Annotated in this window: 18 protein-coding genes; 5 read left to right on the top strand and 13 right to left on the bottom strand. The window is 64.6% G+C overall.

Annotation, left to right across the window (positions count from 1 at the left end):
* Positions 1–121: 121 nt before the first annotated feature.
* The 3 genes from ACFMO3_RS02445 to ACFMO3_RS02435 form a co-directional block, all read right to left on the bottom strand.
* The gene (locus tag ACFMO3_RS02445) at positions 122–1,252 is read right to left on the bottom strand and encodes a DUF1786 domain-containing protein (protein ID WP_376788847.1); all 1,131 of its coding nucleotides are present in this window, start codon (positions 1,250–1,252) and stop codon (positions 122–124) included.
* Positions 1,253–1,294: 42 nt separating this feature from the next.
* Positions 1,295–1,867: a TIGR00730 family Rossman fold protein gene (locus ACFMO3_RS02440; protein WP_376788846.1), complete on the bottom strand. Its 573-nt coding sequence runs from the start codon at positions 1,865–1,867 to the stop codon at positions 1,295–1,297.
* 152 nt (positions 1,868–2,019) lie between these two features.
* On the bottom strand, positions 2,020–3,747 hold the full coding sequence (locus tag ACFMO3_RS02435) for an ABC transporter permease (RefSeq protein WP_376788845.1): 1,728 nt from the start codon (positions 3,745–3,747) through the stop codon (positions 2,020–2,022).
* 230 nt (positions 3,748–3,977) lie between these two features.
* On the opposite strand from ACFMO3_RS02435, the gene ACFMO3_RS02430 reads away from it, so the two are divergent.
* The 3 genes from ACFMO3_RS02430 to ACFMO3_RS02420 are packed head-to-tail and all read left to right on the top strand — an operon-like array spanning position 3,978 to position 7,183.
* Positions 3,978–5,462, top strand: a complete 1,485-nt coding sequence (locus ACFMO3_RS02430; protein ID WP_376788844.1) for an FAD-binding oxidoreductase — start codon at positions 3,978–3,980, stop codon at positions 5,460–5,462.
* Complete coding sequence (locus ACFMO3_RS02425; RefSeq protein ID WP_376788843.1) at positions 5,453–6,718, top strand: FAD-binding oxidoreductase; 1,266 nt, start codon at positions 5,453–5,455, stop codon at positions 6,716–6,718. Before ACFMO3_RS02430 ends, ACFMO3_RS02425 begins: the two co-directional genes overlap by 10 nt.
* 33 nt (positions 6,719–6,751) lie before the next feature.
* A complete protein-coding gene (locus ACFMO3_RS02420) occupies positions 6,752–7,183 on the top strand; it encodes an HIT family protein (protein ID WP_376788842.1) in 432 nt (143 codons plus the stop codon).
* Between the two features lie 13 nt (positions 7,184–7,196).
* Here ACFMO3_RS02420 and ACFMO3_RS02415 read toward each other — a convergent pair whose 3' ends face one another.
* The 4 genes from ACFMO3_RS02415 to ACFMO3_RS02400 all read right to left on the bottom strand — a co-directional run bounded on the left by ACFMO3_RS02415 (position 7,197) and on the right by ACFMO3_RS02400 (position 11,664).
* The gene (locus ACFMO3_RS02415; RefSeq protein WP_376788841.1) at positions 7,197–8,210 is read right to left on the bottom strand and encodes a ribonuclease H-like domain-containing protein; all 1,014 of its coding nucleotides are present in this window, start codon (positions 8,208–8,210) and stop codon (positions 7,197–7,199) included.
* Positions 8,211–8,438: 228 nt separating this feature from the next.
* The gene (gene serS, locus ACFMO3_RS02410) at positions 8,439–9,716 is read right to left on the bottom strand and encodes a serine--tRNA ligase (protein WP_376788840.1); all 1,278 of its coding nucleotides are present in this window, start codon (positions 9,714–9,716) and stop codon (positions 8,439–8,441) included.
* 223 nt (positions 9,717–9,939) lie between these two features.
* Entirely contained in the window at positions 9,940–10,977 is a 1,038-nt protein-coding gene (locus ACFMO3_RS02405) for an MraY family glycosyltransferase (RefSeq protein ID WP_376788839.1), read from the bottom strand.
* Between the two features lie 27 nt (positions 10,978–11,004).
* Positions 11,005–11,664: a hypothetical protein gene (locus tag ACFMO3_RS02400; RefSeq protein WP_376788838.1), complete on the bottom strand. Its 660-nt coding sequence runs from the start codon at positions 11,662–11,664 to the stop codon at positions 11,005–11,007.
* Between the two features lie 117 nt (positions 11,665–11,781).
* Between ACFMO3_RS02400 and ACFMO3_RS02395 the strand changes: the two genes are divergently transcribed.
* Both ACFMO3_RS02395 and ACFMO3_RS02390 read left to right on the top strand, forming a co-directional pair.
* The gene (locus tag ACFMO3_RS02395; RefSeq protein ID WP_376788837.1) at positions 11,782–12,579 is read left to right on the top strand and encodes a TlyA family RNA methyltransferase; all 798 of its coding nucleotides are present in this window, start codon (positions 11,782–11,784) and stop codon (positions 12,577–12,579) included.
* An 81-nt stretch (positions 12,580–12,660) separates the two neighbouring features.
* A complete protein-coding gene (locus ACFMO3_RS02390) occupies positions 12,661–15,078 on the top strand; it encodes a transglycosylase SLT domain-containing protein (protein ID WP_376788836.1) in 2,418 nt (805 codons plus the stop codon).
* A gap of 162 nt (positions 15,079–15,240) precedes the next feature.
* Here the strand turns inward: ACFMO3_RS02390 and ACFMO3_RS02385 are convergent, their stop codons facing one another.
* From ACFMO3_RS02385 to ACFMO3_RS02360, 6 genes are all read right to left on the bottom strand, one after another.
* Complete coding sequence (locus tag ACFMO3_RS02385) at positions 15,241–17,910, bottom strand: CBS domain-containing protein (RefSeq protein WP_376788835.1); 2,670 nt, start codon at positions 17,908–17,910, stop codon at positions 15,241–15,243.
* 20 nt (positions 17,911–17,930) lie between these two features.
* Positions 17,931–18,563 carry a uracil phosphoribosyltransferase gene (gene upp / locus ACFMO3_RS02380; RefSeq protein ID WP_376788834.1) on the bottom strand — a complete coding sequence of 211 codons (633 nt, stop codon included), beginning with the start codon at positions 18,561–18,563 and terminating at the stop codon, positions 17,931–17,933.
* A gap of 97 nt (positions 18,564–18,660) precedes the next feature.
* The gene (locus tag ACFMO3_RS02375) at positions 18,661–19,800 is read right to left on the bottom strand and encodes an SH3 domain-containing protein (protein WP_376788833.1); all 1,140 of its coding nucleotides are present in this window, start codon (positions 19,798–19,800) and stop codon (positions 18,661–18,663) included.
* Positions 19,801–19,955: 155 nt separating this feature from the next.
* Complete coding sequence (gene gatA / locus ACFMO3_RS02370) at positions 19,956–21,467, bottom strand: Asp-tRNA(Asn)/Glu-tRNA(Gln) amidotransferase subunit GatA (protein ID WP_376788832.1); 1,512 nt, start codon at positions 21,465–21,467, stop codon at positions 19,956–19,958.
* 66 nt (positions 21,468–21,533) lie between these two features.
* Positions 21,534–21,824 (bottom strand): Asp-tRNA(Asn)/Glu-tRNA(Gln) amidotransferase subunit GatC, encoded by a 291-nt coding sequence (gene gatC, locus ACFMO3_RS02365; protein ID WP_376788831.1) that lies wholly within the window; start codon positions 21,822–21,824, stop codon positions 21,534–21,536.
* Positions 21,825–22,039: 215 nt separating this feature from the next.
* Positions 22,040–25,951 (bottom strand): DNA-directed RNA polymerase subunit beta, encoded by a 3,912-nt coding sequence (locus ACFMO3_RS02360; protein ID WP_376788830.1) that lies wholly within the window; start codon positions 25,949–25,951, stop codon positions 22,040–22,042.
* Positions 25,952–26,361: the final 410 nt, after the last annotated feature.

The following is a 26,361-nucleotide window of genomic DNA, read 5'->3' as shown; positions in this document are numbered from 1 at the left end:
CCATGTCTTTCGCTGATATGGGTGCAGGCCGCCCACATACCGGATCATCTCCTTCGTCCTGGACAAAAGTCTCCTCTGAGCTCCCCAAGGGGATTGCTGAAACGAAGACCCCGGGGAGAAATCAATCCAGCGTCTCCCACGGTGCCGGACGGGAAGCTCCATGCAGGGAGTCCATAACGGCGGGGGCGAACTCCGGGTAAAGGGCGGCGAAGGCCCGCAACAGCCCGAAGCAGCCGGCCAGCATCATATCCCCATAGGGGACGGCGAGGTAAACCGGATGGCGGGACCCCCGCAGCAGCCCGCGGCGAGGCCCCACAACCGCTACCCCCTCCAGCTTCATCGGCGCCCTATCGAACATCAGCGCTCCATGGCCCATATCCCCGAACACTTCCTCAAAGTCCAGCGTGCCTCCCGCCAGCTGGCTCAACAGGCGATCCAACTTCTCCCGATCCAGAAAGCCCGTGTGGTGCTCGAAAAGTCCCTCCACCCGCCCCTCCCGCAAGCGAAAAGCAAGGGTATGGAAATTCCCGATATTGACGATGAGGCACTGCCGCCAGGCCGCCACCCGGGGATCCAGGGTCGCCCCCAGGACCGCCGCGGGAGCCGTATCCATCCCCACCACCGGCCCCTCGAAGACCTCTCGAACGGTACGCACCACCGCCTGCAACCGGGTCAGGGCGGGAGGGATCTCCTCCCCTCGATGGGCGAAAACTGTGAGATCCCGATGCTCGGAAAGCTGCCGGGCGAGATAGTCGAATCGGAACTTCCGATCAGAATATCCCGGGGGCGCCGCGCCATGATCAAAGGCCGCCACCGCGATCCCATCGGGCTGAAGGGGGACACCGAAGGCTTCAAAAGCCTGCCGCAGCGCATCCCAATCGAAATCCCGCAACACCAGGCGGACCACCCGCTCATCCATGCGGGCGGCTTCTTCCTCCCCGATGATCCGCACCCCCATGGCCTGCACCGCGTTCAGGTCATCGTTGAACGTGCGCGCCGCCTCGGGGGTCGCATACACCGGAAGGCCCGCCCGAAGGTGGTCCTCCACAGCCCACTGGCATGGGCCTCCCCCCATCGTAACGCCGGTGAGGAGAAGGGGCCGCCGCTCCCGGGTCGCCTGGCGGATCGCCTGAGCGACCCGGATCGTGGGCGAGGGCATGATCAGCTGATAGGCGTTCTCCAGCTCCCTCCGGCTATCATAGAGCAGGATGTCCTGGGTCCCCGTCCCGATGTCCACACAAAGGATCTTCAAGAGAACCTCCTCATACACCGGAAAAACAGGTGAATCGCCGGGTCAACCCCGTGGACGGGAGATCCGCTCCACCGGGCGTTCCAGCCGGGCCTCCAATGCCGCGATGGCTTCCTCAGGCGTCTCCACCAGCTGCAGGATTGCCGCATCCTCCTCCCGAATGTAAAACGGATCCAGATACGCTTCCAGCAAGCGTCGCCATCGGGAGCCCAGAAGCAGAAACGGCCGGGGAGGGAGCTCACCGGTTTGCAGAAGGCTCCAGGCCAGCGCCATCTCGCTTAAGGTGCCGATGCCCCCGGGGAGGGCGATCAGCGCATCGCTGGTGGTGACCAGATAGTGAAGGCGCTGAAAGAGAGTAGGGAATTTGATCTCCACATCCAAGTAAGGATTGGCTTTTAGGCCCCAGCGATCGAACCTATCCACCGTCACCCCGATGGTCCGACCGCCGGCCTCCTTCGCCCCGCGGCACACCGCCTCCATCGTTCCACGGTACCCGCCGCTCACCACCACGAACCCGGCCTGGGCCAGCCGGCGGCCGAGCTCCCGGGCGATCTGATAATCGGCGGATTCCGGGGATGGCGCGCTGCTGCCGAAGACCGAGATCATCCACTGCCGCATTCGAGTTCGCCTCCCAGGCCTCCGCGAAATCAACCCTCCATAAGGCTCAACGTCCCGCTGAGCGGAACCACCCGAGTTCCCCTCGCTCTATGAGCTGGGATCGCAGGCCTCCCCTAATGGGTGGGGAGAACAGCCCCGGGATGCACAGCCCACTAAAACGCCCCGAGGCCTCGATACCGAAAGCGCTCGATGAGAAGAATACCGAAGAAAGTAAGGAGGAGCAACAGGGTGCTCATGGCCATCGCCTGGCCCAGGTTCAGCTCGCCGGGCTGGCTCAGAAAGCGGGCAATGGCCAGGGGCATGGTGGTCATCGTCGGCCGGGCGATCAGGGCGGTGGCGCCGAACTCCCCCAGGGAGACACAGAAGGCGAAGACCGCGGCTGTGAGCAGCGCCCGCCCCAACAGTGGCGCTTCCACATGCCACCAGACCCGCCAGGGGGAAGCCCCCAGGGTCATCGCCGCCTCCCGCCAGCGGGGGTTCATCCCTTCCATCGCCGGCAGGAGGATGCGCACCACAAAGGGATAGGCAATCAGCGTGTGGGCGATCACCACCAGAAGGGATGAGGTGCGCAGGGCCATGAGGGCTTCCACGATCCCCGGCCACGCCCACAGGAACGCCGGAGGACGGCTGAACCCCACCAGGAACCCGAACCCCAGCGTGACGGCAGAAGTCGAAAGGGGAAGCATCAGCAGAGGATCCAACCACCGGCGACGGCGGCGGCCGGCCATCCCATAAGCCGCCAGCCCCCCCAGCAGGAGCGAGAGCGTCATGACCGCAATGGCGAAGACCAGGGAGTTGCGCACCGCCTCGATCGGCGGGATATACGTGACGGATCCCCGCCGGTTAATCCACAGCTCCCGATAATATCCCAGCGTGATCCACCCGGTGTAGACCGCCGCCTCTCCCGGCTTACGGAGGGTCATCGGGGTGAGCGAACGTAAGATCAGCGCCAGCAACGGCAGCCCGATCCACAGGAAAAGCACCGCCATCCCCAAACCCACCCCTACACGCTCCAGTCCCCTGCGCGGCGGGCGGATCGTGGAAGCCGCCGGGCGCCATTCCAACGGGAACGTGAGCCGGGCCTGGAGGCGAGTATAGATCGCCAGGATCCCGAAGGACAGCCCCAGCTGAGTCAGGGCCAAGGTGGCGGCGACGGGAAGGTTGAAAAGGCCAACCGCCTGCCGGTAGATTTCCACCTCCAGCGTGGCGTATCGGGGGCCGCCTAGCAACAACACCACACCGAAGCTCGTGAAGTCAAAGAGGAACACCAGCGCCGTCGCCGCCAGGATCGCCGGCATCAGAAGGGGAAGTGTCACCCGTCGCAGGGTTTGCCAGCGGTCCGCCCCCAGCGTGCGAGCTGCCATTTCCAGTGTCGGATCCAGATGGGCCCAGGCATTCCCGACGATGCGCAGCACCAGCGTGAGGTTGTAGAACACGTGAGCGACCACGATGGCCGTCAAGGTGTTGAGGAAAGAGATGGGCGGCTCCGGAAGACCCAGCGCGGCCATCAGGATCTGGTTCACCCAGCCCCGGGGGCCCAGGAGCGCGGTGAAGGCGGCCGCCACCACGACGGTCGGCAGGACGAAAGGCACAGTCGCCATCGCCTGCCACCAGCCCCGGCCCGGAAAAGGATAGCGAGCGAAGAGGCCCGTTAGAGGCAGACCCAGCGCCAGGGTGACGCCAGTGGAAAGCGCCGCCTGACCTACCGTGAACCCCAAGATCCTCCAGAAGGTTGCCCCTTGAAGCGTTTGAACCATGACCTCCCAACGGATGATCCCTTCAGGGGCCAGGCTCAGGCTCAGGATCGAAACCAGCGGGTAAAGATAGAACACTGCAAAAAACAACAGCGGGGGAATCAACAGAAGATCCCGGCGGGACATCCGCGCCCTCGCTCCCTCATGGGGTATGATTCCGAATCAGCATGCTCCTATATATTTTGGCCTTATCCGCCTGAGAAGATTTCGGGATACCGACGGCCGCCGAAGACGGCCCTCGCCTTTTTTCCTCCACCCTTGCATGGCCATTTACGCTATGATAAATGGAGAAGGCCATCATGCTTTCCGGATCGGAGCCCAAAGGTGCAGGCCCTGATGATCGGAAAGGGGGCGCAGTGAAGCGAGGGCAGGTGCGGCAGGAGCTCGTGGAAATCTTCGGACCCCGTGGGGTGCTCTGGGAAGATCACCATCTCCTCCTCTACGAATACGATGCCTCCATCGATAAGGGGCGCCCGGATTTCGTCGTCTTCCCCACTTCCACGGAACAGGTGGTCGCTGCCGTGCGGATCGCGAACCGCTATGGGCTACCCATCGTGGTGCGGGGCGCCGGGACCGGGTTGAGTGGCGGCGCGGTAGCCGACCAGGGCGGCCTGATGATCGTCACCACGCGAATGCGCCGCATCCTGGAGATCGATCCGGTGAACCTGAGGGCCGTGGTGCAGCCCGGCGTGGTGAACATCGCGGTCTCCCAGGCCGCAGCGGCCCACGGCCTGTATTACGCTCCAGATCCCTCCAGCCAGAAGGCATGCACCATCGGTGGCAACATCGCGGAGAACTCCGGAGGGCCTCATTGTCTGGCCTATGGGGTCACGACCCACCATGTCCTGGGCTTGGAGGTGGTACTTCCCGACGGCGAGGTGATGGAGGTCGGCGGCGCCGCCTGGGACTGGCCGGGCTACGACCTCACCGGGCTGATCGTCGGTTCGGAAGGCACGCTGGGGATTGTCACCAAAGCGATCCTCCGCCTGATGCCGGCGCCCGAGGCGGTGATCACCCTGCTGGCAGTCTTCGACACCGTGGACCAGGCCAGCGAGGCCGTCTCTGCGATCATCGCCGATGGCACCATCCCGGGAGCCATCGAGATGATGGACCACACCGCGATCCAGGCCGTGGAAAGCACCAAGCGCTGCGGCTACCCGATGGATGCCGGGGCCGTGTTGCTCATCGATGTCGAAGGGCTGTGGGAGGGCCTGGAGGAGCTCGCCCTTCACATCGCCCGCATCTGCGAGCACTTCGACGCCCGGGAGGTTCGCATCGCCACAGACCCGGCCGAGCGGGAACGCCTGTGGTCTGGCCGCAAGGGCGCCTTCGGGGCCATGGGCCGCCTCGCACCCAGTTACTACGTTCAGGATGGTGTGGTGCCACGGGATCAACTGCCAAAGGTCCTCCGCCAGATCCAGGAGATCGGGCAGCGCTATGGCCTCACCATCGCCAACGTCTTCCACGCGGGAGATGGAAACCTTCACCCGCTGATCCTCTTCGACGAGCGGGACCCAGAGCTCACCCAACGGGCCGTGGAGGCCGGAGCGGAGATCATCCGGGCCTGCGTGGAGGCCGGCGGAACCCTGACCGGCGAACACGGGATCGGGCTGGAGAAGCGAGATCTGATGCCCCTGCTGTTCTCACCGGCGGACCTGGAGGCGATGGCCCGTATCAAGGCGGCTTTCAATCCCGAGAACCGTCTCAACCCTTGCAAGATGTTCCCTTCCACAAAGATGTGTCTGGAAACATGGAGCCGCCGCAGGGCTCGTATGACGGAGCCTGTTCGATATCGCACCGCACCGCCTCCTGCGGAGATGGAGGAGGAGTTGTGGATCTAACCACCCGCTATTCCCTGAACGGTGTGGTCCCTTCGATCGTGCGGCAACCGCAGCGCGTGGAAGAGGTCGCCGAGACCCTCCGGGAGGCGGCCCGCTCGGGATGGGCGGTGGTGCCATGGGGGAGCGGCGCCCATCAGGGCATCGGCCACGTCCCGCCCCGTTACGACCTCGCTCTGGATCTCACCCGACTCTCCCGGATCCTGCGCCATCGTCCGGCCAATCTCACCATCCGGGTGGAAGCGGGGATCCGCCTCGCCGATCTCAACACGATGCTGGCTGAGCACGGCCAATGGCTCCCCCTCGATCCGCCCTTTGGGGATCAGGCGACGATCGGCGGGATCTTGGCCACGGGCCTGAGCGGGCCGTTGCGGGCCCGCTACGGCTCAGCCCGGGACTTGCTGATCGGGATCCGGGTTGCCCTGGCCGATGGGACGCTCATCCAGGGCGGAGGCGAGGTGGTCAAGAACGTGGCCGGATATGACCTCCCGAAGCTGTTCCACGGCGCGCTGGGAACGTTAGGGGTAATCGTGGAAGCGGCCTTCAAGCTATGGCCGCGCCCCAAGGCGGAGGCCACATGGGTGTTCAGCTTCCCCCGCGTGGAGGATGCGCTGCCGCTGACCCTGGGCATGCTCCGCCACCCGGGCTTCCCCCTCGCGGTGGAAGTCATGAACGTCCGGGCATGGGAGATCCTGCGGGAACAGATAGAACTCCCCACGGATCCCGGAGCACGGGTCTGGGTGCTGGTGCGGGCCGGCGGATGGCCAGCGCAGGTTGAGCGGGTGGGGCGAGACGCCGCGGCCGCTGCCTCCGGGGCCCAGGTGAAAGACCGCTTGACGGAGGAAACCGCATCGGCCCTGTGGGCTCGCATTCCTTCCCTGGCGATCCCCCCTAACCCAACCCCCAGGGAGACGCTGGGCGTGCGCCTGGGGCTACTGCCTTCCCAGTTGGCGGAGGGCGCTGCGGTCCTGGAAGCTCTGGAAGAGATCCCAGCGCTCTGGCGAGCCCATGGAACCCTGGGCTTGATCTATGCGGAAGGCCATGGGCCGCTGGAGACCCTCCTCCCATGGGCGCAAGAGCTCCGCTCCTTCGCCCTCGCCCATGGGGGGCATTTCATGATCCTGGGCGGCCCGGAGGGGATCAAACAGACCCTGGGCCTGTGGGCCCCGCTCCGGCCCGAGGTGGAGGTCATGCGCCGGATCAAAGCCCAGCTCGACCCAGAGGGTCGGCTGAACCCCGGGCGCCTAGGCTGGGCCTAAGAATTAGGACGACGGCTCGTAGGGGGATTGCCGATGACCTGCGTGTTCTGTCGCATCCTGCGCGGCGAGGCCCCCGCCTTCATGGTGCTGGAAGATGAACGCTCCGCGGCCTTCCTGGACCAGCGCCCCCTGTTCCCGGGACATTGTCTTCTGATCCCGCGGTCTCATTATGAGACCCTGACCGATTTGCCGCCGGAACTGGTGGGGCCGCTGTTTCAGAACGCCCGCCTCCTGGCCCGGGCGGTGGAAGTCGGGCTGGGAGCGGAAGGGTCCTTCGTGGCCATCAACAACCGGGTGAGCCAGAGCGTACCCCATCTGCACATCCACATCGTTCCCCGGCGGAAAGGGGATGGGCTGAGGGGCTTTTTCTGGCCTCGGCAGCGCTATGCGAGCGAGGCCGAGATGGCCGAGATCGCCCGAAAGCTGCGCGAGGCGATCGACCGGCTGCGGGAGAGGGAACGTTGAAAACGATATCCTGCTATTCGGCCCAGAGGACATTGCCCAAACGGCCCATACGGCGCATCAGACTCTCCCTCAAACTCCACCAGCGCTCCGGATGAGCTTGAAGATCGATCCGCTCCAGAGCGATCTGAGCCCAGCGGCGGGCCTCCATCGGATCCCGTCGGACACGCTCATAGTAGCGGGCCAGCCGGACCGCCGGAAGCACCTCGTCTGGGATCTCCATCGCCCACTCCTGCCAGATCCGGGCGGCCTCCTCCAGGCGCCCCATTCGACGCAACAGCGTCCCCAGCGCATGCCACGCGGCCCGACGGAGCTCTAGATCCTCTCCCCCCTCCTCCAGCGCCCGACGAAAGGCTCGCTCGGCAGCCTCCCAGCGGCCGCTCTCTTGATACCACCGGCCCAACTGCATCCAGTCCCAGCCCTGGACCGCAGGATCGAGCTCGGGCGCCTCAAACAGATGGGCCAGCCGGGCCGCCAGGATCACCATGGAAAGCACATCCTGACGGTTGTGAAGAAACACCCCCTCCAGCAGATTCAGATCCCGGGTTTGCAGATAAGACCAATAACGGGTGGGGATCTCATAGCCGGGCACATCGCCCAGGGAACGTTCCAGCCCCAGCACCGCCTCCTCCAGAGCAGCCAGCGCCCGGGAGGGAAGACGACGCCGCCAGAGGCGACGGGCAGTGGGTAAAAGATCCCAGTGCGGGACGTCCAGGCCATGCCAGCGAAGCCGTTGCATCGCAAGGCGCATCTCGATCAGGGGAAGATCAAAACCCCGCCCATTGAACGTCACCAGTCCCTGCACCTCCCGGGTCATCGCGAGGAAAGTCCGCCAGAACATCGGCTCCCCCGCCGGATCAGCCAGGAAAAGCTGACGGAACACCAGCGCCTCCCCCTCGATCCGGGCGAAACCGATGAGGAAGACCATCGTCCCGGCCCCTCCTACCAGCCCGGTAGTCTCCGTATCCAGAAAGAGCACTCCTTCCGGCGGGATGTCCAGCCAGTCGGGATGGCCCGCCAGGGTCGCCACTGCTTCCCGCGAGGCCCTCCGCCAGGCCTCCAGCGGAAGATCCCCATGCCCCGGGAACAGCGGCAGGGATTCCTCCCATAGGCGAATTCCCTCTCCCCGCCAAGGAGAAAAGTCCGCCTGATCTACACGGTTTCCTCGAAGCCGGCGCCACCGGGCTTCCAGGGATTCCATATTCACGCCTTGAAGGGATCTTGGGGGGGTTGCATCGATATGCGGAGGCCCCGAAATTCACCGGGGACCCCGCAGGACCTCTACGCCCATGTAGGGGCGCAAGACCTCAGGGACCACAATGCTGCCATCCCGCTGCTGATAGTTTTCCAGGATGGCGATCACAGTGCGGGGAAGGCCCAGGCCGGACCCGTTGAGGGTATGCACGTAACGCGGGCGCGCGCCCGGGCGGGGCCGGTAGCGCAGGTTCGCCCGCCGGGCCTGGAAGTCCTCCGTATTGCTCACCGAGCTGACCTCCAGCCATTCCCCACAGCCGGCCGCATAAACTTCCACATCGTAGGTCTTCGCCGCCGCAAAACCCAGGTCCCCCGTGCAGATCTCCACCACGCGGGTCGGCAGCCCCAGACGCCGGCAGGTGTCCACCACATCCTCCACCATCTTCTCCAGCTCCAGATAGGAGGTCTCCGGCGTGGTGAACTTGTAGAGCTCCACCTTGTCGAACTGATGCCCGCGCTTGATCCCCCGCACATCCCGACCAGCGGACATCCGTTCCCGGCGGAAGCATGGCGTGTAGGCCACGTAATATAGGGGCAGTTGTTCCGCCTCCAGGATCTCATCCCGATGCAGGTTGGTGAGGGGCACCTCAGCGGTGGGAACCAGCCAGATATCATCCTCCACGTCGTGATAGAGGTTGTCCTCGAACTTGGGAAGCTGCCCGGCGCCCACCAGCGCCTCCCGCTTGACCACAAAGGGCACATAGACTTCCGTGTAACCATGGATCTGCGTGTGAAGGTCCAGCAGCCACTGGATCAGGGCCCGCTCCAGACGCGCGCCCAGCCCCCAGAGCACATAAAAGCGGCTTCCGGAGAGCTTGACCCCCCGCTCGAAATCGATCAGCCCCAGGCGCGGCCCCAGCTCCCAGTGGGGGAGCGGTGGGAAGTCGAACTCCGGGATCTCGCCTTCCATCCGCACCACCCGGTTGGCGGATTCATCCGGACCAATGGGGACACTGGGATGGGGGATGTTCGGGAATTGTAGCAAAAGCTCCTCCCGCTGTGCCTCCAGATCCCGAAGCCGCACCTCCTCAGCGGCCAAGCGTTCGCCCAATTCCCGCATCTCGACAATGCGGGCCTCCCGCTCCGGTCCCGGCGGCATTTGCCCGATCTCCCGGGAGACCTGATTGCGCACTGCCCGCAAGCGCTCCACTTCCTGCAACGCCGCCCGATATGCTTCATCCAGCTCCAGAAAGCGATCCACCAGATCCGGGGATTCCCCGCGATGCTGAAGCCCTATCCGGATCTCCTCCGGATTGCGCCGGATGCGTTCCACGTCCAGCATAGGGTGCTCCTCTGAAGGAGAGTCCAAGCAGCCTGGATCCCCATGTCACCGCATAACCATAAACGGACGAGAAAGCTCCTGTCAAACTCAACGCGGTAGGCGCAAGCTCGCGAAGGAGGAGGCCACCGAGATATCATTATTAGGGAGCGAGCAGATTCTTCCAGAGTCTTCCGGTCTCCCCGAGAGGGCTTTCCTCAGCTTATCTCCGAACCCGCATCCATTCTTAATCCGAAGCCTCAGGGGGCGCCTGGCGCAGCACCCACATGAGCACCCCGCCCAGCATGGCCAGCGCCATGGCTTTATAGAGAGCAGAGGGGATCAGCAGGGCAATCCCTCCAGCGGCCGCGGCAAAGCCATAATAAGCCATCCGGATTCGATGCGGAGACCATCCCGCATCCAGCAGGCGGAAGTGCAAATGATCCCGCCCCCCCTGGGTGGGACGTCGCCCTCGGCGCCAGCGATAGGCGATCAGCCACGCCACATCCGCGATGGGCAGCGCCATGGCCATCACGACCGTGGCCACCTTCGCGCCGCCGATGATCGCCAGGACCCCCAGGGTGTAGCCGAGGAAGAGCGCGCCGGAAGACCCCAGAAACAGACGGGCGGGTGACCAGTTCCAGGGAAGAAACCCCACACATGCTCCGGCCAGGGCCGCCGGCAGCAAGGCCACGCTATGCTGAGGCGGATCCAGGCGATATCCGGCGTGCAGGAAGAGGATCAGCGCCACAATGGCCACCACCCCGCTGGCCAGGCCGTCGATCCCATCCAGCCAGTTCACTGTGTTCATCATCCCCACCAGCCAGAAAACCGTCAACAGGACAACAATCAGGGGAGGGAAATAAAGCGGGCGGCCGGTCAGCGGGTTGTTGACGTATTCGATGAAGATAAGAAAAGGCAAAGATAGAAGGGCGATCAGGATCTGCCCGAGGAACTGCGGCCCCGGAGGGAGCTCCCATCGATCATCGATCAGCCCCAGGATTAGGCTGAGCGTTCCGCCCAGCAAGAGGCCTATCAGGCGGATGACCTCTTTCGAATCAAAGCGGGGGATCGGGAGGCTCTGCGCAAAGAGGGCCGCCAGAACGAACGCCATCCAGAGCGCCAGGCCGCCGGTACGCGGGATCTCCCCGCGATGCCGCCGACGCCCTCCCGGCCGAGCCAGCATCCCTAGCCGATAGCCCAGACGCGCCGCCACAGGGGTTGATCCCCCTGAAAGCAGAACGGCGATCAGGAACACCAGCAAGGCTGCGAGAAGGAAGGGCATCCTCGTTCCGTTCCGGAATTGTGAATCTCATGATGGGAGGGCTGAACCACGGCTGACCCGTTCCGCAATGTGACGGAGCTGCTGGAAAACCTCCCGGGCCGGGATCTTCTGATCCCGGGGGAATCCCACGTGGATCTGGAGGTGATGGGGCTCCGCACGCCGCACCGACAGTCGGGCGATGTAGGGATAACAGCGGCTCAGATCCCCCAGGCATTCCTCGATCACCCGTGGCGCTATGGTTCCCCGATACGCCAGGCGTCCCCCTGCCAGATCCATATTCTCCCACTCCCCCCAGACGATGCGCTGAAGGATCTCCCGCCCGGTCCACATCGCGGGGTTGGCCCATTCCCCCTCAAAGGCCGGGGGCTGTCGGAGCCGCGCTCGCACGATCATCAGATCCCGCCGCCCGCGCCACCGGGAGAACAGCCAGAGAAAGGGCACATCCCGAGGCTCGAAAACCAGGAGCAGCTCCACCTCCCGGAAGGGGGTTTTCGCCTCCCGCATCCGCAGCCGAACCAGGGACGTCCCGACCCACTCCAGCGTGGTCCGCTCGCTGAGCAGGGGCAGTCCCTCCCGCATCCAGCGCAAAAGGCGTTGGCCTTTATGCACATTCCATTGCATGCCTAAGAAAAACCACCCCACCACGAGGATGGCCCCTGTCATCAGGATCGGCACACCCAGATCCATCCGATGTCCCCCCAAGGGAATTTGCTTTCATTATAATTTAGAGAAAGCGCACTGCTCACCCCCAGAGAACGATACATGGGCACGACTCCTGACCTTCATCCAGCGACCGCATCTCGGATGGCTCGCGTTCGTCTGGATCTTCTCCTCGTGGAGCGGGGATTGGCAGAGAGCCGAGAGCGCGCCCAACGGTTAATCCGCGCGGGACGGGTGCGGATTGGGGACCGGGTTGTGGACAAGCCGGGGGCCCTGGTTCCGGCGGATGCGCCGATCACTGTAACCGCGCCGCTCCCCTATGTGAGCCGCGGCGGCATCAAGCTGGCCGCGGCCCTCGCCCGCTTCCCGGTCCCGGTCCAGGGAGCGATCTGTGCGGACGTCGGCGCTTCCACGGGAGGATTCACAGATTGCCTGCTCCAGCATGGCGCGGCCCGGGTGTACGCCATCGATGTGGGCTATGGCCTCCTGGACCTGCGCTTGCGCCAGGATCCCCGTGTGATCGTCATGGAGCGGACCAACGCCCGCTATCTCTCATCGCTCCCGGAGCGGATCCATCTGGTGACGATCGATGTCTCTTTTATCTCGGTTCGCCTAATCCTCCCCAACGCCCATCGCTGGCTGGTCCCGGAAGGTCACGCGATTATCCTGGTGAAGCCCCAGTTCGAGGCTGGTCGGGCCGAGGTTCGGCGGGGCGTTGTGCGCGATCGTGCGGTGCACGAGCGGGTGTTGCGGACACTGATCGAATGGGCCATGGGCCAGGGCTGGTGGCCACGCGGGATGATCCCCTCGCCACTGCTCGGACCGGCTGGCAACATCGAGTTCCTGTTATGGCTTCAAAAAGGGGAAGGGACAGCCGATCCAGAAGCGATGATCCGCGAGGCCTTCGCCGAGCTCGAAGCCCATCCCCCCTCACGAGAATAGAACGGGAATAGAGACATGGCCTCTCCCTGAAGCTCCGCGGATCTTTTAAGATCATCTTCTCATTTCGGGGAACGGTCGCCGATGAGTTCCCGAAAGACCATCCCACCTTTCTGGCGCTGGGTCATGATGGGGGCCGTGCTGCTGAGCCTAATGGCACTCTTCGCCCGGATGCCGCGGCCGTTCCCCTCTCCTTCCCTCACCCCCACAGGGATGCCTACCGCCCCTGCCTCCCCCTCTCCCATCCCCTCCCCGACGCCTCCACCCACCCCTGCCCCCTCCCCCAGCGAGTGGCTGATGCGGGCTCAAGCGGCGATGCGAGCCGGAGCGTTTGAGGAAGCCGCGACGGCCTACGCAGCGGCGCTTCAGGGCCCGCTGTCCATGGAGCAGGCTGGGGAAGCATGGGTGGGCATAGGGCGAGCGTTGCTGGCCGCTGAGCGGCCGCTGGAAGCGGCACAGCGGCTGAGCCAGGCGCCTCTGGAGCTCCTATCATCCGAATGGGCGCGCCAGCTCTGGGCGCTCCTTGGGGACGCCCGGCGACAGGCAGGGGATCCGATCGGGGCGGCGGAGGCGTATGCCCAGGCGCTGGCTGCCGGCTCTCCGCTGACCGTGGAGCTGCGAATGCGACGGGCGCTGGCCCTGCGAGAAGCCGGTCGGTGGGAAGCGGCTGCAGCGGAGCTCCAAGCGGCCTTACCCTTCGCCCGGGACCGAAGCCAGGAAGCGGCGATCCGGGAACAGCTGGCGGAAACCCTGGAAGCCCTTCAGGCCTATCCGGCGGCGCTGGAGCAGTATCAGGCGATCCTTTCCTTCGCCCAGAATCCTGCCGACCGAGCTTACATCGAATGGCGGGCTGCTCAGACCCTTCTAAACGCCGGGCAAACCGCCGAAGCCTATGCGCGACTCCAGCGCCTGATCCGCGAGGCCCCGGATACCATCGGGGCCTACAACGCGCTGGTCCGCCTGGTGGCCGCCGGGATCCCCGTTCCCGACGACCTGCGCGGACGGATCGATTATTTCGCTGGACAATGCCTTCCGGCCGTTCAGGCCTTTGAGCGCTGGATCGCCGCCCATCCAGACCATGGCGATGTCCATTATTATGCGGCGCTGTGCTACCGGGATCTAGGGAACGCAAAGGCGGCCCATGCCCATCTGGACGCGTTGCTCCGGGATCATCCGGAAGCTTCTCACTGGGCAGAGGGATGGCTGGAGAAAGGGCGGTTATGGATTCAGGAGGGCAACGCAGAGGCTGCGGTCGCGCTCTGGGGTCGCTTCCTTGCCCGCTTCCCCGATCATCCCTTCATCCCCCGCCTGCTCTGGGAAGCCGGGCGCCTCATGGAGAGGAACGGTGTGGAGGCATCCGCGGTGGCCTTTTATCGTCAGCTAGCGGAACGATTTCCTGCCGACGCGCGCGCCCCGGAGGCGTGGCATCGAATGGGCGTGCTGGCCTACGCTCGCGGGGATCTGACCACCGCCGCTGCAGCCTGGGAGACCCTGCGGAGCCGATATCCCGACTCGCCCTGGGCGCTGACGGCCCAATTCTGGTTGGGGAAAGTGGCGATGGCCCGCGGAGATCGCGAACGCGCGACTTCGGAATGGCGGGAAGTCGCCGCCCGGGCCGCCGGGCGCTTTCTCGGGGAGCGAGCCCGGATGCTTCTGAACGGCCAGGAGTTCCTGGACGGAAATCCCTCCCCGACCTTTCCGGATCCTGAATCCGGACGGGAGGAAGCGGAGACATGGCTAGCGGCCCGGCTGGGGATTACGGACACCGCCATCTTGCGGAGCCCTCGCTTCCTGTCGGATCCGGACTGGCTGGCCGGGGAAGAGGCGTGGCGGATGGGATGGGTGGAAGAGGCCCGCAAGCTCTGGACCAACGTGCGCCAGCACCTGGACGGGGATCCGCTGGCTCTCTATCAGCTCGCGCTGGCCTTTCGAGCGCGCGGGGCGGATGCCCTCTCTCTGCAAGCGGCAGCGCGCATGCTGGCCCGCCTGGGCATTGCCCCTCAGGAAGCCCCACCGTTCCTCGCCCGTCTGGCCTATCCGACGCCTTATCTCGAGCAGGTGCTGGCGGAAGCGCAGCGTTATAACCTGGACCCGCTGCTCCTTTACGCCCTGATGCGTCAGGAGAGCCTGTTCGATCCCTATGCGGTATCCTCCGCGCAGGCCCGGGGGCTGATGCAGATCATCCCGCCGACGGCCCAGGCCATTGCCGCGGCGCTGGACCAGCCATATCGGGAGACATGGCTGTATCGGCCTCAGGTGAATATCGCCTTTGGGGTTTATTATCTGGCCCGGCAGCGGGATCGCTTCGGGGGGAACCTGTGGATCGCCCTGGCCGCGTATAACGGGGGGCCGGGGAACGCAGCGCGTTGGTGGGAAGCGGCCCGAGGGGACGTGGATCTCTTCTACGAACGGATCACCAGCGAGGAAACCCGGCGCTACCTGGAACGTATCCTCGAACACCTCTCGGTGTATCGGTTGCTTTACGCCTCCCGGAGTAAGTAGCCCAGACCGGGTTTTCCATGGGAATTCAGCATCCAGCTCCGATAAAGAAGGCCTATGGGAGTGCCACCTAGGTTATCCCTCCCTGGCCTTCGCCGCCAGGGGGCTGGTCAGACGCCCACTTCATCCTCACGGAGCAAATCTTGCTCAGCGAAACCCAACCTCTTACGATGTTTGGGATCCGCCCTGGCGGCCAGCCGATGATTGCGGATGGGAATCCGGACCCGACAGCCGTGAAAGGCGTTCTTTCACGAATGCGATCTCATCCTCCCGGGTCTGCACCTCGCCATCGAGGCGGGCCGCCCGCAGGGCGCGCAGCATCTGCCCGATGGCCGGGCCCGGTGGGATACCCAGCCGCCGCAGATCGTCCCCTCGCAGGATCGGTCGAACCCCTCGCCAGTGATGGGCATACTGATAGAGGTTCTCCCGAGCCCGGCTCATAGGCGCGGCGACCCAGACCACGAAGAGAGCAATCGCCGGGTAAAGATCCAGATGCTCGGCGATGGTGCTGGGCTTCAGCGGCTCCGCCAGTCGATCCAGTTTCCCCTTGATCTCTTGGATGCCCCGCAACACATTTGCATCCCGCGCCGGGAAGCGCAGTCGGCGGATGGCCTGCTCCAGCTGGACGGCAGACAAACGATAGCTCATCACACCCCATCCCGCCAGGATCCGCCAGCGCTCCGGCGGCTCTTCGATCACCCGCCACTCTCCCTGCTCCAGCGCGCTCCGCATGACCTGGAAACGCTCCCGCAGCCACGCATCCGCCTGGAGTCCAGGCATCACAAAGGCGAGCGCTCGCCATTCCTCCAGTCGGGCCAGGATGCGCTCGGGCTCGGCCTCCGCCAGGATCAGCTCCATCTCGTGGCGGATGCGTTCCCCGCTCACCCGTGCCAGGAGATCCACCGCATGATGGATGAGCTCCTCGGTCCGGGGTTCCACCCGGAACCCCAAGCGCGCCTCCAGCCGGGCCGCCCGCAGGATCCGAGTGGGATCCTCCACAAAGCTCAGGGAATGCAGCACGCGGATGAGGCCTCGCTGGAGATCCTGGAGCCCTCCATAGAAGTCCAGGAGCTCCCCGAATCGGTCCGGGTTCAGACAAACCGCGAGCGTATTGATGGTGAAGTCCCGCCGGTGCAGATCCTGCTTGATCGAGCTGGGTTCCACCTGCGGCAGTGCCGTGGGATGGGCGTAGAACTCGCGACGGGCCGTGACGAAGTCGATCGCCTTCAATCCCTTCACCGGCCCGGCCGGTGTGGCGATCGTTACCCCCTCCAGCAACCACTTGGCAGTGCCGAAGCGCCGATGGGCCACCACCCGCCCCCCGTAGCGCGCGCGCATCGCATCCGCCAGGGCGATCGCATCCCCCTCCACCACAATGTCCACATCGACAAGGGGGTGATTCAGGATGAGATCGCGGACCAGGCCGCCCACGAAGTAAGCGATGAAGCCCATGGACTGTGCCGTCGCGCCGATCTCCCGCACGAGGGCCAGCCAGGAGGGTGGAAACGCCACCTCCATCGCGGAGACCACGCTGAGGCGGGGGCGGACCCGCAGGCGCTCCCCCCATAGCTTGATCAGATCGGTTCGGGTGACGATGCCCACCACCTCCCCATCCTCCACCACTGGGATCTGCCCCCAACCGGTCTCGATCATCAGACGCTGCACCTTCTCCACCGGATCGGAGGGGAGGACGAAAATCTCGCCCTTCTCCATCACCCGTTCCACCGGCTGCCCCTCCAGACCATGATGGAGCGCCCGGTCGACGGCGCGACGGGTGAGCAGCCCGATGACCCGACCGCCATGAACCACCGGGAAGCCCTCATGGCCGGTCCGCTGCATCTCCTTTGCCGCCTCACTGATGGGTAAATCTGGGGGGAGAACACGAACGCCACGGGACATGATCTCCGCCACCGTCACAGCAGGTCGGATGTGGCGGGGCAGGATCTGCAGCAGCTCCTCCCGAACCTCCTCGAGGGAGCGATCCCGGATCACCGCGGCCGCTGCTCGGGCGTGGCCGCCGCCGCCGAAGTGGGCGGCCACACCGCTGGCATCGATGTCATCCGTTGTGGTGCGACAGACCATCTGGATATGCCCGTCGAACTCCACCAGCACGAAGAGGGCGGAGGGTTCGAAAAGATCCCGGAGCCGATGGGCGATGGTGGAGACCTCCTCCATAAAACCATCCGCTCGGGCCGCGGCGATCACCACAGTGTGTCCCTTGATCTCCCGGGTCTCTGCTGATTCCACCAGGCGATCATACAGGCGACGCTGGGCCTCCGTCATCGGGTGATGGAGGAACTCGCCCAGAACCGCTAGATCCGCCCCGCGCTCGATCAGCCAGGCGGCCGCCCGCAGGTCGCGAGGAGTGGTCGAGGGATAGCTCAGGGAGCCCGTGTCCTCATAAATCCCCAGCAACATCAACGTGGCCTCCACCCACGTCAGGCCCATCCCCCGCTCGGCCAGCCCCTCAACCAGGAGCGTGGTGGTAGCCCCGACCGGCTCGCCATGGTAAGTCCACCCCGGGGGAAGATCCCGCGCCAGCGGATGATGATCGATGATCTGCACCCGCGTCTGGGGCCCTATCCCCCGCACGGTCGCCATCGTCTGCGCATCCACCAGGATGACCTGATCCACGGGGCGCCGGATCAGCTCGTCCGGGAGCATAAACGGCAGCTGATCCCCATACAGGTTGAGGAAGGCGCGCACATTCCGGTTCATCCGACGGGGAAGCACGGGGATCGCCCGCGGGTAGAGCCTGGCCGCCGCCAACTGCGCGGCGACGGCGTCGAAATCCGCGTTCTCATGGGTCAGGATGAGGGTCAGGCCCTCTTCCATCCCGCTCTCCATGGGGAAGCTCAAGAAACCCCAGTTCCAAACTGGCGATCGCCTGCGTCCCCTAAGCCGGGCACGATGAAGCCGTGGGGGTTCAGGTGGCTATCCACCGCCGCCACATAAACGGGGATCTCCGGATGAGCCTGAGTGAAGCGATCCAGCCCCTCCGGAGCGGCGATTAAACCCACAAAGACAATGTGTGGCACTCCCCATCGCTTCAGGATATCCACCGCGGCCACTGCTGATCCTCCGGTCGCCAGCATCGGATCCAGAACGAAGCACCACGTCACGGTGGGTTGGGGAGGCAACCGGTTGTAGTATGCGATCGGCTGCAGGGTGCGCTCATCCCGATAGATCCCGAGATGCCAAACCTGAGCCTCCGGGAACACCTGCAGGGCCCCCTCCACCATCCCGAGCCCGGCCCGCAGGATGGGGACCAAGCCCATGGTTCCCCGCAGGCGCTGCCCCCGAGCCTCTCCCATGGGGGTGCTCACAGGAACCTCCTCCACCTCCAGATCCCAGGTGGCCTCATAGAACAAAAGGGGGGTCATCTCGCGCAGCAGCTCCCGAAACCGCTTGGGGCCTGTTCGCTGGTCCCGCAACTCGGTGAGCTTGTGCTGAACGACAGGATGGCGCACGATCCGAACCTGGCTCATGGCCGAACTCCTGAAGGGAAGATGTGGCGCTCAGAAGACCCGGCGAGCTACCGAAGGCAGCCCACCCCGTTCCCCACGTGGCCCCCGCGGCGCTCTATCATAGACACAAATAGGGCATCGGGTCCAGGATGTCCCCATACGGCCCGTTCCGCGCCCCCGCTTTCTTCAGCATCCAATGGACAAACCCCCTGGATCCCGCCCGCCCCAGCGGCTGTCCGGGTTGCACTCGCTCCCCCACCTGAACTTCCAAGGCGCCCGGCATGAGGTGACCATAAATCGTAACGTAAATGCCATCCGGCCTTGGATGCTGAATCCGAACCTGGGTCCCATAGGGATGATCCGGACGTTCCGCAGCCATCACCACGATCCCTTCCGCAGCCGCATAAACGGGTTCGCCGGGTGGAGCCCGGAAGTCCACGCCCTCATGGCCGGGCAACCCCCACGCCGCGAAGGAATCCGGATCGGCTCCGAAGGCACGATGGACCACCGGCGGCTTCACCGGAGGCTGCAGCCAGCGCCTCGATGGATGGACGGGCAACTCCTCCAGGGCTCCCCCCAGGATCTCCAGGCCCTCCGTCGGCACCCAGCCCGTATGGGCAGCATCGGGAAAGGCAACCTGGATCCATCGTCCTCCTTCCGATTGCCCGAGGGCTTCCCGCTCCGCCCCCTCGGGGAGCTGGCCCAGGATCGGCGCCCCGGGATCCGGTTCCTGACGGACCGCAAGCGAAGCCCGGGCGCGAACTCGGGGAAGCTGCACCAGGAGGACCGGCACGGTCTCCGGGATCCCTGCGATCACCCGGGTATACGCGGCAGCGATCCATGCGCGTTCCCGGCGTATCGGATCCAGGATAGCCCACCACGCGCCATCCGCGCTCTGTCCCACCACCTCCACCTCAACGCCCGCCTCCAGACGACCGATGATCGGGGCGGAGAACCCCGGCCCGCCCCGGACGTTCAGGCGATCCGTGGTGACGACCCGTAGCCCTCGGCCCAGCCGAGCGCCGTGGGCTGTGCGGGCATCCAGGATCCTTTGCAGGCGTTCCGGCGTGGGGGCGAAGAGCACATCCAGGTGAATAGAAGGTCGACGCTGGCGAAGCTGGGCCGCCGTATGCCCTGGGCGCCCATCCGGAAGGACCAGCGACACAATCAGCGACTCGCCGGGAAGCATAAGTGCGAGCTCCGGGTTCGTGGTGGGGATCACCCGGAACCGTTCGATGTAGAAGCGGGACGCTTCCATCCATCGCCAGTCGGCTCCTGCAGGCAGGAGCAACAAGTGCCGGAGCGCGCCCATCGCAACCTTATATTACGGAGAAATTTTGGCGGGCGTGAGCCCGCTGGAATGACCTCCCCGCTCATCGGATCCGTCTATCCTCCAGCCGGCGATCCGGAGCGTTATCCGGACCCCAAGGATCCGCCCGGATGGTCGACGGCGGTCAAGGGCGGCCGGCGACGATGCCAGGGCGTGGCCTGCTCGTAGGCGTAAGCCACCCGCAGGATCTTCTCCTCGCCCAGCGCGGGCCCCAGGATCTGCAAGCCGATGGGAAGTCCCTGGTGGTCAAAGCCACAGGGAACGCTGATGCCGCAGATCCCGGCCAGATTCGCCGTGATGGTGAAGATATCCGCCAGATACATCTGAAGCGGATCGGATGTTCGCTCGCCGAGCCGGAAAGCGGTCGTCGGGGAAGTGGGGCAGACCATGACGTCCACCCTTTCAAAGGCCTGCTCGAAATCCCGTCGGATCAGCGTGCGCACTTTCTGGGCTTTCAGATAATAGGCGTCATAGTAGCCGGCGGATAAGGCGTAAGTTCCCAGCATGATCCGTCGCTTGACCTCCGAGCCGAAGCCGTATCCCCGGGTCAGGCGATAGGTATCCCAGATCGTTTCCCCCTGGATGCGGAGGCCGTATTTGACCCCGTCGTAACGGGCCAGGTTCGCGGAGGCCTCTGCCGGGGCGATCATGTAATACGTGGGCAGGGCGTAGGCCGTGTGGGGAAGGGAGACCTCTACGACTTCAGCCCCCAGCTCCGCCAGCACCTCGATAGCTTCTCGAACCGCCCTCTCCACCTCCGGCTGCATCCCGGGGATGAAATACTCAGGGGGAACGCCTACCCGCACACCCTTCAGATCAGGAATCAGCGCCCGGGTATAATCGGGGACCGGCGCGGGCCATGAAGTGGCATCCCGGGGATCAGGCCCAGCGATCCACTGCAACAGGATCGCCGCATCCCGCACGTCTTTGGTGATCGTCCCGATCTGATCCAGGGAAGAGCCATAGGCCACCAGGCCGTAACGGGAAACCCGACCATAGGTCGGCTTCAACCCGACGACCCCGCATAGCGCGGCCGGCTGACGAACCGAACCGCCCGTGTCCGTGCCCAGGGCCCCGGCACAGAGGCCGGCCGCGACCGCCGCCGCGCTGCCCCCTGAGGAGCCTCCCGGCACCCGCTCCAGATCCCAGGGGTTGCGGGTCGGGCCGAAGGCAGAGTTCTCCGTGGAAGAACCCATCGCGAACTCATCGGTGTTCGTTTTCCCCAGGAACACCGCGCCGGCCTCTCGCAACCGGGCGATGGCGGTGGCCTCATAAGGCGGAACGAAGTTCTCCAGGATGCGGGAGCCGCATGTGCAGCGCACACCCCGCACGCAGATCACATCTTTAATAGCTAAGGGGATCCCGTTGAGCGGGGGGAACGGCGTGGTCGGATCCCGTCGCCACGCCGCCCACCGTTCATCCGCCTCCCGGGCCTGGGCCAGCGCCAGATCCGGGGTCAGCGTCAAATAGGCATGCAGGATGGGATCCAGCGTTTCGATGCGCGTCAGGTAGGACTCAGTGACCTCCACAGCCGAGATCTCTCCCCGACGGAGATGCTCCAGGGTCTCATAGATCGTCCACTCGTAAGGAGCCATCACCTAAGCCTCCTTCTGAGATCATGGGGAAGGCGGCCCGCTTTCGCCCTCATCCCCCTACCCCCCTCATTCCTCCAGAACCGGCTGCACTTGGAAGCAGCCATCGGCCTGGGCGGGGGCGTTTTGAAGCAGCCATTCTCGCGACATCGGCTCGCCCGGCTCATCAGGCCGAAAGACATTCCAGATCGGCAGGACAGTGGCCGTCGGGGAGATATCCGAAGTGTCGACTTCCTGAAGCTTGCGGAAATAGTCCAGGATGGCAGAGAGTTGCTCCGCATACAGGGATTTCTCTTCATCTGTCAAAGCCAGTTTGGCCAGCTCCGCGATGTGCTCTACCTCCTCACGGGAAAGGGCCATGACGACCTCCTCGGGCATGGAGAACTCTGCACGGAGCCTAACGGCGTGACTCTTACCGAATTATAAGGGAGGGAATTCATCCGTGGGACCGGGAGGGGAACCCTTCAAAAATCCGCCTCGAGTCTCCTCCTAAGATTGATCGTAAAACAACACCGGGGATGCTCGGTTCGAGCATCCCCGGCACATGCGCGTTACCTCCTACGGCCGTCAGAGGATTATCCTTCCTTCCCATCCTCCTCAGGCCCCAGATCCAGCAGGCCCAGGGGCAGGCGCGGCAGCTTCGGCTTCTCCTCCTCCCGCCCAAAGCGGATCACCTCGCCGGTATCCGTGATCGCCTCCACCGACACCGCCAAGGACTGGAGCTCCTTGACCAGCACCTTAAAGGAGGCCGGCAGCCCGGGCTCCTCGATCTTCCGCCCTTTGACGATGGCCTCATAGGTCTTGACGCGGCCCTGCACGTCATCCGACTTGACGGTGAGCATCTCCTGGAGCGTGTAGGCCGCGCCGTAGGCCTCCAGGGCCCAGACCTCCATCTCGCCGAACCGCTGCCCGCCGAACTGCGCCTTGCCGCCCAGCGGCTGCTGGGTGATCAGCGAGTAAGGACCCGTGGACCGAGCATGCACCTTGTCCTCCACCAGATGGGCCAGCTTCATCATGTAAATCACCCCGACGGTCACCGGCCGATCGAAGGGCTCGCCAGTCTTGCCGTCGTAGAGGATCATCTTCCCCAGGATCGGCATCGGCTGGCCTGTCTCCAGCATCACCTCTGTGGCCCGCTGGCGGACCTGCTCGTCGGGAATGCCTTGTGTATCCACCCCGAGGCGCTCCATCCACAGCCGCAGGCCCACCAGGATGGCCTTTTCATCCGCCTTCCGACGTTCCTCCGGAGAGCGTGGATCATCCTCGAACACCAGGATCTCATCCGGATCGTAGCCCCGATCCCGGAGCCATTCCCGGAGGGTGCTGCGGCGAGCGTAAACTTCATCGATGGCCAGACGGTCCACATCGTAGCCCCGGGCGCCCAGGATCGCCGAGAGATAGAGCAAACGCGCCTCCGCATCATCCTGGAGCTCCGAGAGCTCATAACCCTGGGCTTTCAGCCAGCCCCAGCACTGGCGCCGGGCATCCTCCCAAGCCGTGTCGATCATCCAGGCCCGGGCCAGCTCCGCCTCGATCTCCTGCTCATCTGCCCCATCGAACACCGGGGTGATCGCCCGGAAGCCCAGCCGCGAGGCCGCCCAGCCCAGATGGGTCTCCAGAAGCTGGCCGATGTTCATCCGGCTGGGCACCCCCAAGGGGTTCAGGATGATATCCACTGGGGTGCCATCGGGCAGGAACGGCATATCCTCAATGGGCACGACCTTGGAGATCACACCCTTGTTCCCGTGACGGCCGGCCATCTTGTCGCCCTCGGTGATCTTCCGCCACTGGGCCACTGAAACCCGCACCACCGCGTTCACGCCGGCGGGGAGCTCCCGGTATTCCTTGCGGGTGAAAAGCTTCACATCGATCACCTTCCCATGCTCGCCGTGCGGCATCCGCAACGAGGAATCCTTCACCTCATGGGCCTTCTCCCCGAAGATCGCCCGGAGCAGGCGCTCCTCCGGGGTGATCTCCCGCTCTCCCTTCGGTGTGACTTTGCCCACCAGGATATCCCCCGGGCCCACCAGCGCCCCAATGCGGACGATCCCGTTCTCGTCCAGATCCCGGAGCTGCTCCTCGCCGACATTGGGGATGTCCCGCGTGATCTCCTCCGGGCCCAACTTGGTTTCGCGAGCCTCGGCTTCGTGTTTCTCAATATGAATGGAGGAATAAACGTCCTCCTGCACCAGCCGCTCGCTGATCACAATCGCATCCTCAAAGACCTGGCCCTCCCACGAAAGGAAGGCCACCACCAGGTTGCGGCCCAGGGCCAGCATCCCCTGATCCGTGCTGCTGGAGTCCGCGATGACCTGGCCCCTCTTCACCGGCTGGCCCTTGAAGACCAGGGGGCGCTGATGGATGCAGGTGCTCTGGTTCGACCGCTGGAAGCGCCGCAACGGATAGCGATACAGGCGCCGGTTGGTGCCCCGGATCACGATCTCATCGGCCGTGGCTTGGACGACCTCCCCATCCACCTCCGAGAGGAGGACGTGGCCGGAATCCCGGGCCGCCACCTGCTCCATCCCAGTCGCCACGATGGGGGCCTCGGGGCGCAGAAGCGGCACCGCCTGGCGTTGCATGTTGGAACCCATCAAGGCCCGGTTGGCATCATCATGCTCCAGGAAGGGGATCAGGGAAGCTGAAACCCCCACAATCTGCCGCGGCGCCACATCCATGTAGTCGATCCGCTCCGGGACCTCCATCATGAACTTCCCCATATGGCGGGCGGGGACACGGGCCTGCTTGAAGTGCCCTTTCTCATCCAGCTCCACATTCGCCTGGGCGATCACATACCGCTCTTCCTCATCAGCCGTGAGATACACGATCTCCCGGGTCACAAAGGGCTGGACCCGGATCTCCTTCAGCGGCAGACGGGCAATCCGCTTCGCCAGGCCGGCGTCCACCTCTGTCCCGGCCGGTGCGATCACCTCCCCAGTCTCCGGATCCACCACATCCTCCCGCAGGATCCGGCCGATCAGGGCCTCCGGCTGATTGGGCACGGCTCGCAGCACCTTCCGGTAGGGGGTTTCGATGAAGCCGAACTCATTCACCCGGCTGTAGATCGCCAGCCGGCCGATCAAACCGATATTCGGCCCCTCCGGCGTTTCGATCGGGCAGATCCGGCCGTAGTGGCTGAGGTGGACGTCCCGCACCTCAAAGCCAGCGCGCTCTCGCCGCAGACCACCTGGCCCCATCGCGGAAAGGGTGCGCTTGTGCGTAAGCTCCGAGAGAGGATTCGTCTGATCCATAAACTGAGAAAGCTGGCTCGAGCCGAAGAACTCCCGCAGCGCGGCCATGACCGGGCGGATATTGATCAGCTGTAAGGGGGTGACGGTGGCAGGATCGGCAATGCTCATGCGCTCCTGAACCACCCGCTCCATCCGGCGCAGCCCCACCCGCATCTTGGCCTGGATCAGCTCGCCCACCGTGCGCACCCGCCGGTTGCCCAGATGGTCCATATCATCCGGCGGGCGCAGCCCGTTGTTGATGCGGATGAGCTCCTTGATGATGGCCACAATATCCTGCTTGGTGAGGGTGCGATGGTGAATCGGAATGGAAAGCTCCAGCCGCCGGTTCATCTTATACCGGCCGACCCGGTGCAGATCATACCGGTGCGGATCGAAAAGCTGGGCCGCGAGGAAAGAAGTGGCGTTCTCCAGCGTCGGTGGATCGCCCGGACGCATCCGGCGGAAGAATTCGACGAGGGCCTCCTGAGCCAGCGTGCGACCTTCCCGGGGCTCCAGCTGGCCCTCTTGGTGGAGGGTGCTCAAAATGTAGGGATGATCCGGATGGGTATCCACATCCTGAAACAGCTCCAGGAGCTCTTCGTCGGTCCCCTCCTTCAGGAGATCACTGATCCCATCATCCAGCGCGGCCAGGGCACGCAGGAAGAGGGTGACCGGCACCGTGCGACGGCGGTTGAAGCGAAGGAGCAAGAGGTCATTGCGCCGGGTCTCGAACTCCAGCCACACGCCCCGATCCGGGATCAGCTTGGCCATCGCCAGGGGGCGGCCCAGCGTGGGATCCTCCTCTACATCAAAGTAGACACCGGGCGAGCGGATCAGCTGGGAGACCACCACCCGCTCGGTGCCGTTATAGATGAACGTGCCGTTGCGGGTGATCCACGGGAGCTCCCCGAAGAAGACATCCTTTACCATGGGCTCCCGCCCGGCCACGATCAGCGCCACCTGAACCCACATCCCGCGGCCGTAGGTAAGGTCCCGCTCCAGGCACTCCAGCTCCGTATATTTGGGTTCATCGAACCAGTAGCGCAACTTCAGCTGCCGGGCCACCGGGTTGTTGCCCGGGAAATACAAACGCATCTGGCCGTTCACGCTCTCGATGGGAGAAATCTCATCAAAGAGCTCCTTGAGGCCCTCCTCGATAAACCATTGGAACGATCGATGCTGGATCTCGATCAGATTCGGCGGCTCCAGGATCTCCGGGATATGCGCGTAGCGCTTCTCACCATTGATTCGAAGCATCACAGATCGCCCCCTCCCGTTCAGGCTTGCATGCTCGGTTCAATCCGGACATCCACTGCTGGGCTCCCATTCAGGCAAGCGGGGTGGACCCAAAACCCCAAGAGGAAGCCCGCGGCATAACTTCGGATAGGATCGGCGCGGCTGGACCTCCATGCGTCGGAAGGCCTTCAGGCCCCAGGGAGACAAGGAGCAGGCCCGAAGGAGCCTTATCGCCTCCCGGATGGACATCGAACTGTGCAAGCCCTGAGCGCCATCGTGGTCCCAAAAGGTGGCTTTTGAACATCCGCGTGGGATCTGCAGTTCCGCCGCTGGGGATCCGATGGGAGATATTCGGAATCACTCCCATCGAGGATCTTTCTGGAATCTCTAGGAAAACCCATGCCAATCTTCCTACCCTCCCATGACTGGCC

Source organism: Thermoflexus sp., from assembly GCF_042408815.1.
Taxonomy (GTDB): Bacteria; Chloroflexota; Anaerolineae; order Thermoflexales; family Thermoflexaceae; genus Thermoflexus.
Note: the sequence above shows the minus strand (reverse complement) of the source record. Positions and strands in the feature narration are given on the sequence as shown.

Bases quoted from the DNA above. Each gene is read 5' to 3' on its own strand.
- ACFMO3_RS02360 (WP_376788830.1), bottom strand. From the start codon at position 25,951: ATGCTTCGAATCAATGGTGAGAAGCGCTACGCGCATATCCCGGAGATC.
- ACFMO3_RS02440 (WP_376788846.1), bottom strand. From the start codon at position 1,867: ATGCGGCAGTGGATGATCTCGGTCTTCGGCAGCAGCGCGCCATCCCCG.
- ACFMO3_RS02435 (WP_376788845.1), bottom strand. From the start codon at position 3,747: ATGTCCCGCCGGGATCTTCTGTTGATTCCCCCGCTGTTGTTTTTTGCA.
- ACFMO3_RS02400 (WP_376788838.1), bottom strand. From the start codon at position 11,664: ATGGATCTGGGTGTGCCGATCCTGATGACAGGGGCCATCCTCGTGGTG.
- gatC (WP_376788831.1), bottom strand. From the start codon at position 21,824: ATGGCCCTTTCCCGTGAGGAGGTAGAGCACATCGCGGAGCTGGCCAAA.
- gatA (WP_376788832.1), bottom strand. From the start codon at position 21,467: ATGGCTCCTTACGAGTGGACGATCTATGAGACCCTGGAGCATCTCCGT.
- ACFMO3_RS02420 (WP_376788842.1), top strand. From the start codon at position 6,752: ATGACCTGCGTGTTCTGTCGCATCCTGCGCGGCGAGGCCCCCGCCTTC.
- ACFMO3_RS02395 (WP_376788837.1), top strand. From the start codon at position 11,782: ATGGCTCGCGTTCGTCTGGATCTTCTCCTCGTGGAGCGGGGATTGGCA.
- ACFMO3_RS02385 (WP_376788835.1), bottom strand. From the start codon at position 17,910: ATGGAAGAGGGCCTGACCCTCATCCTGACCCATGAGAACGCGGATTTC.
- serS (WP_376788840.1), bottom strand. From the start codon at position 9,716: ATGCTGGACGTGGAACGCATCCGGCGCAATCCGGAGGAGATCCGGATA.
- ACFMO3_RS02405 (WP_376788839.1), bottom strand. From the start codon at position 10,977: ATGCCCTTCCTTCTCGCAGCCTTGCTGGTGTTCCTGATCGCCGTTCTG.
- ACFMO3_RS02390 (WP_376788836.1), top strand. From the start codon at position 12,661: ATGAGTTCCCGAAAGACCATCCCACCTTTCTGGCGCTGGGTCATGATG.
- upp (WP_376788834.1), bottom strand. From the start codon at position 18,563: ATGAGCCAGGTTCGGATCGTGCGCCATCCTGTCGTTCAGCACAAGCTC.
- ACFMO3_RS02375 (WP_376788833.1), bottom strand. From the start codon at position 19,800: ATGGAAGCGTCCCGCTTCTACATCGAACGGTTCCGGGTGATCCCCACC.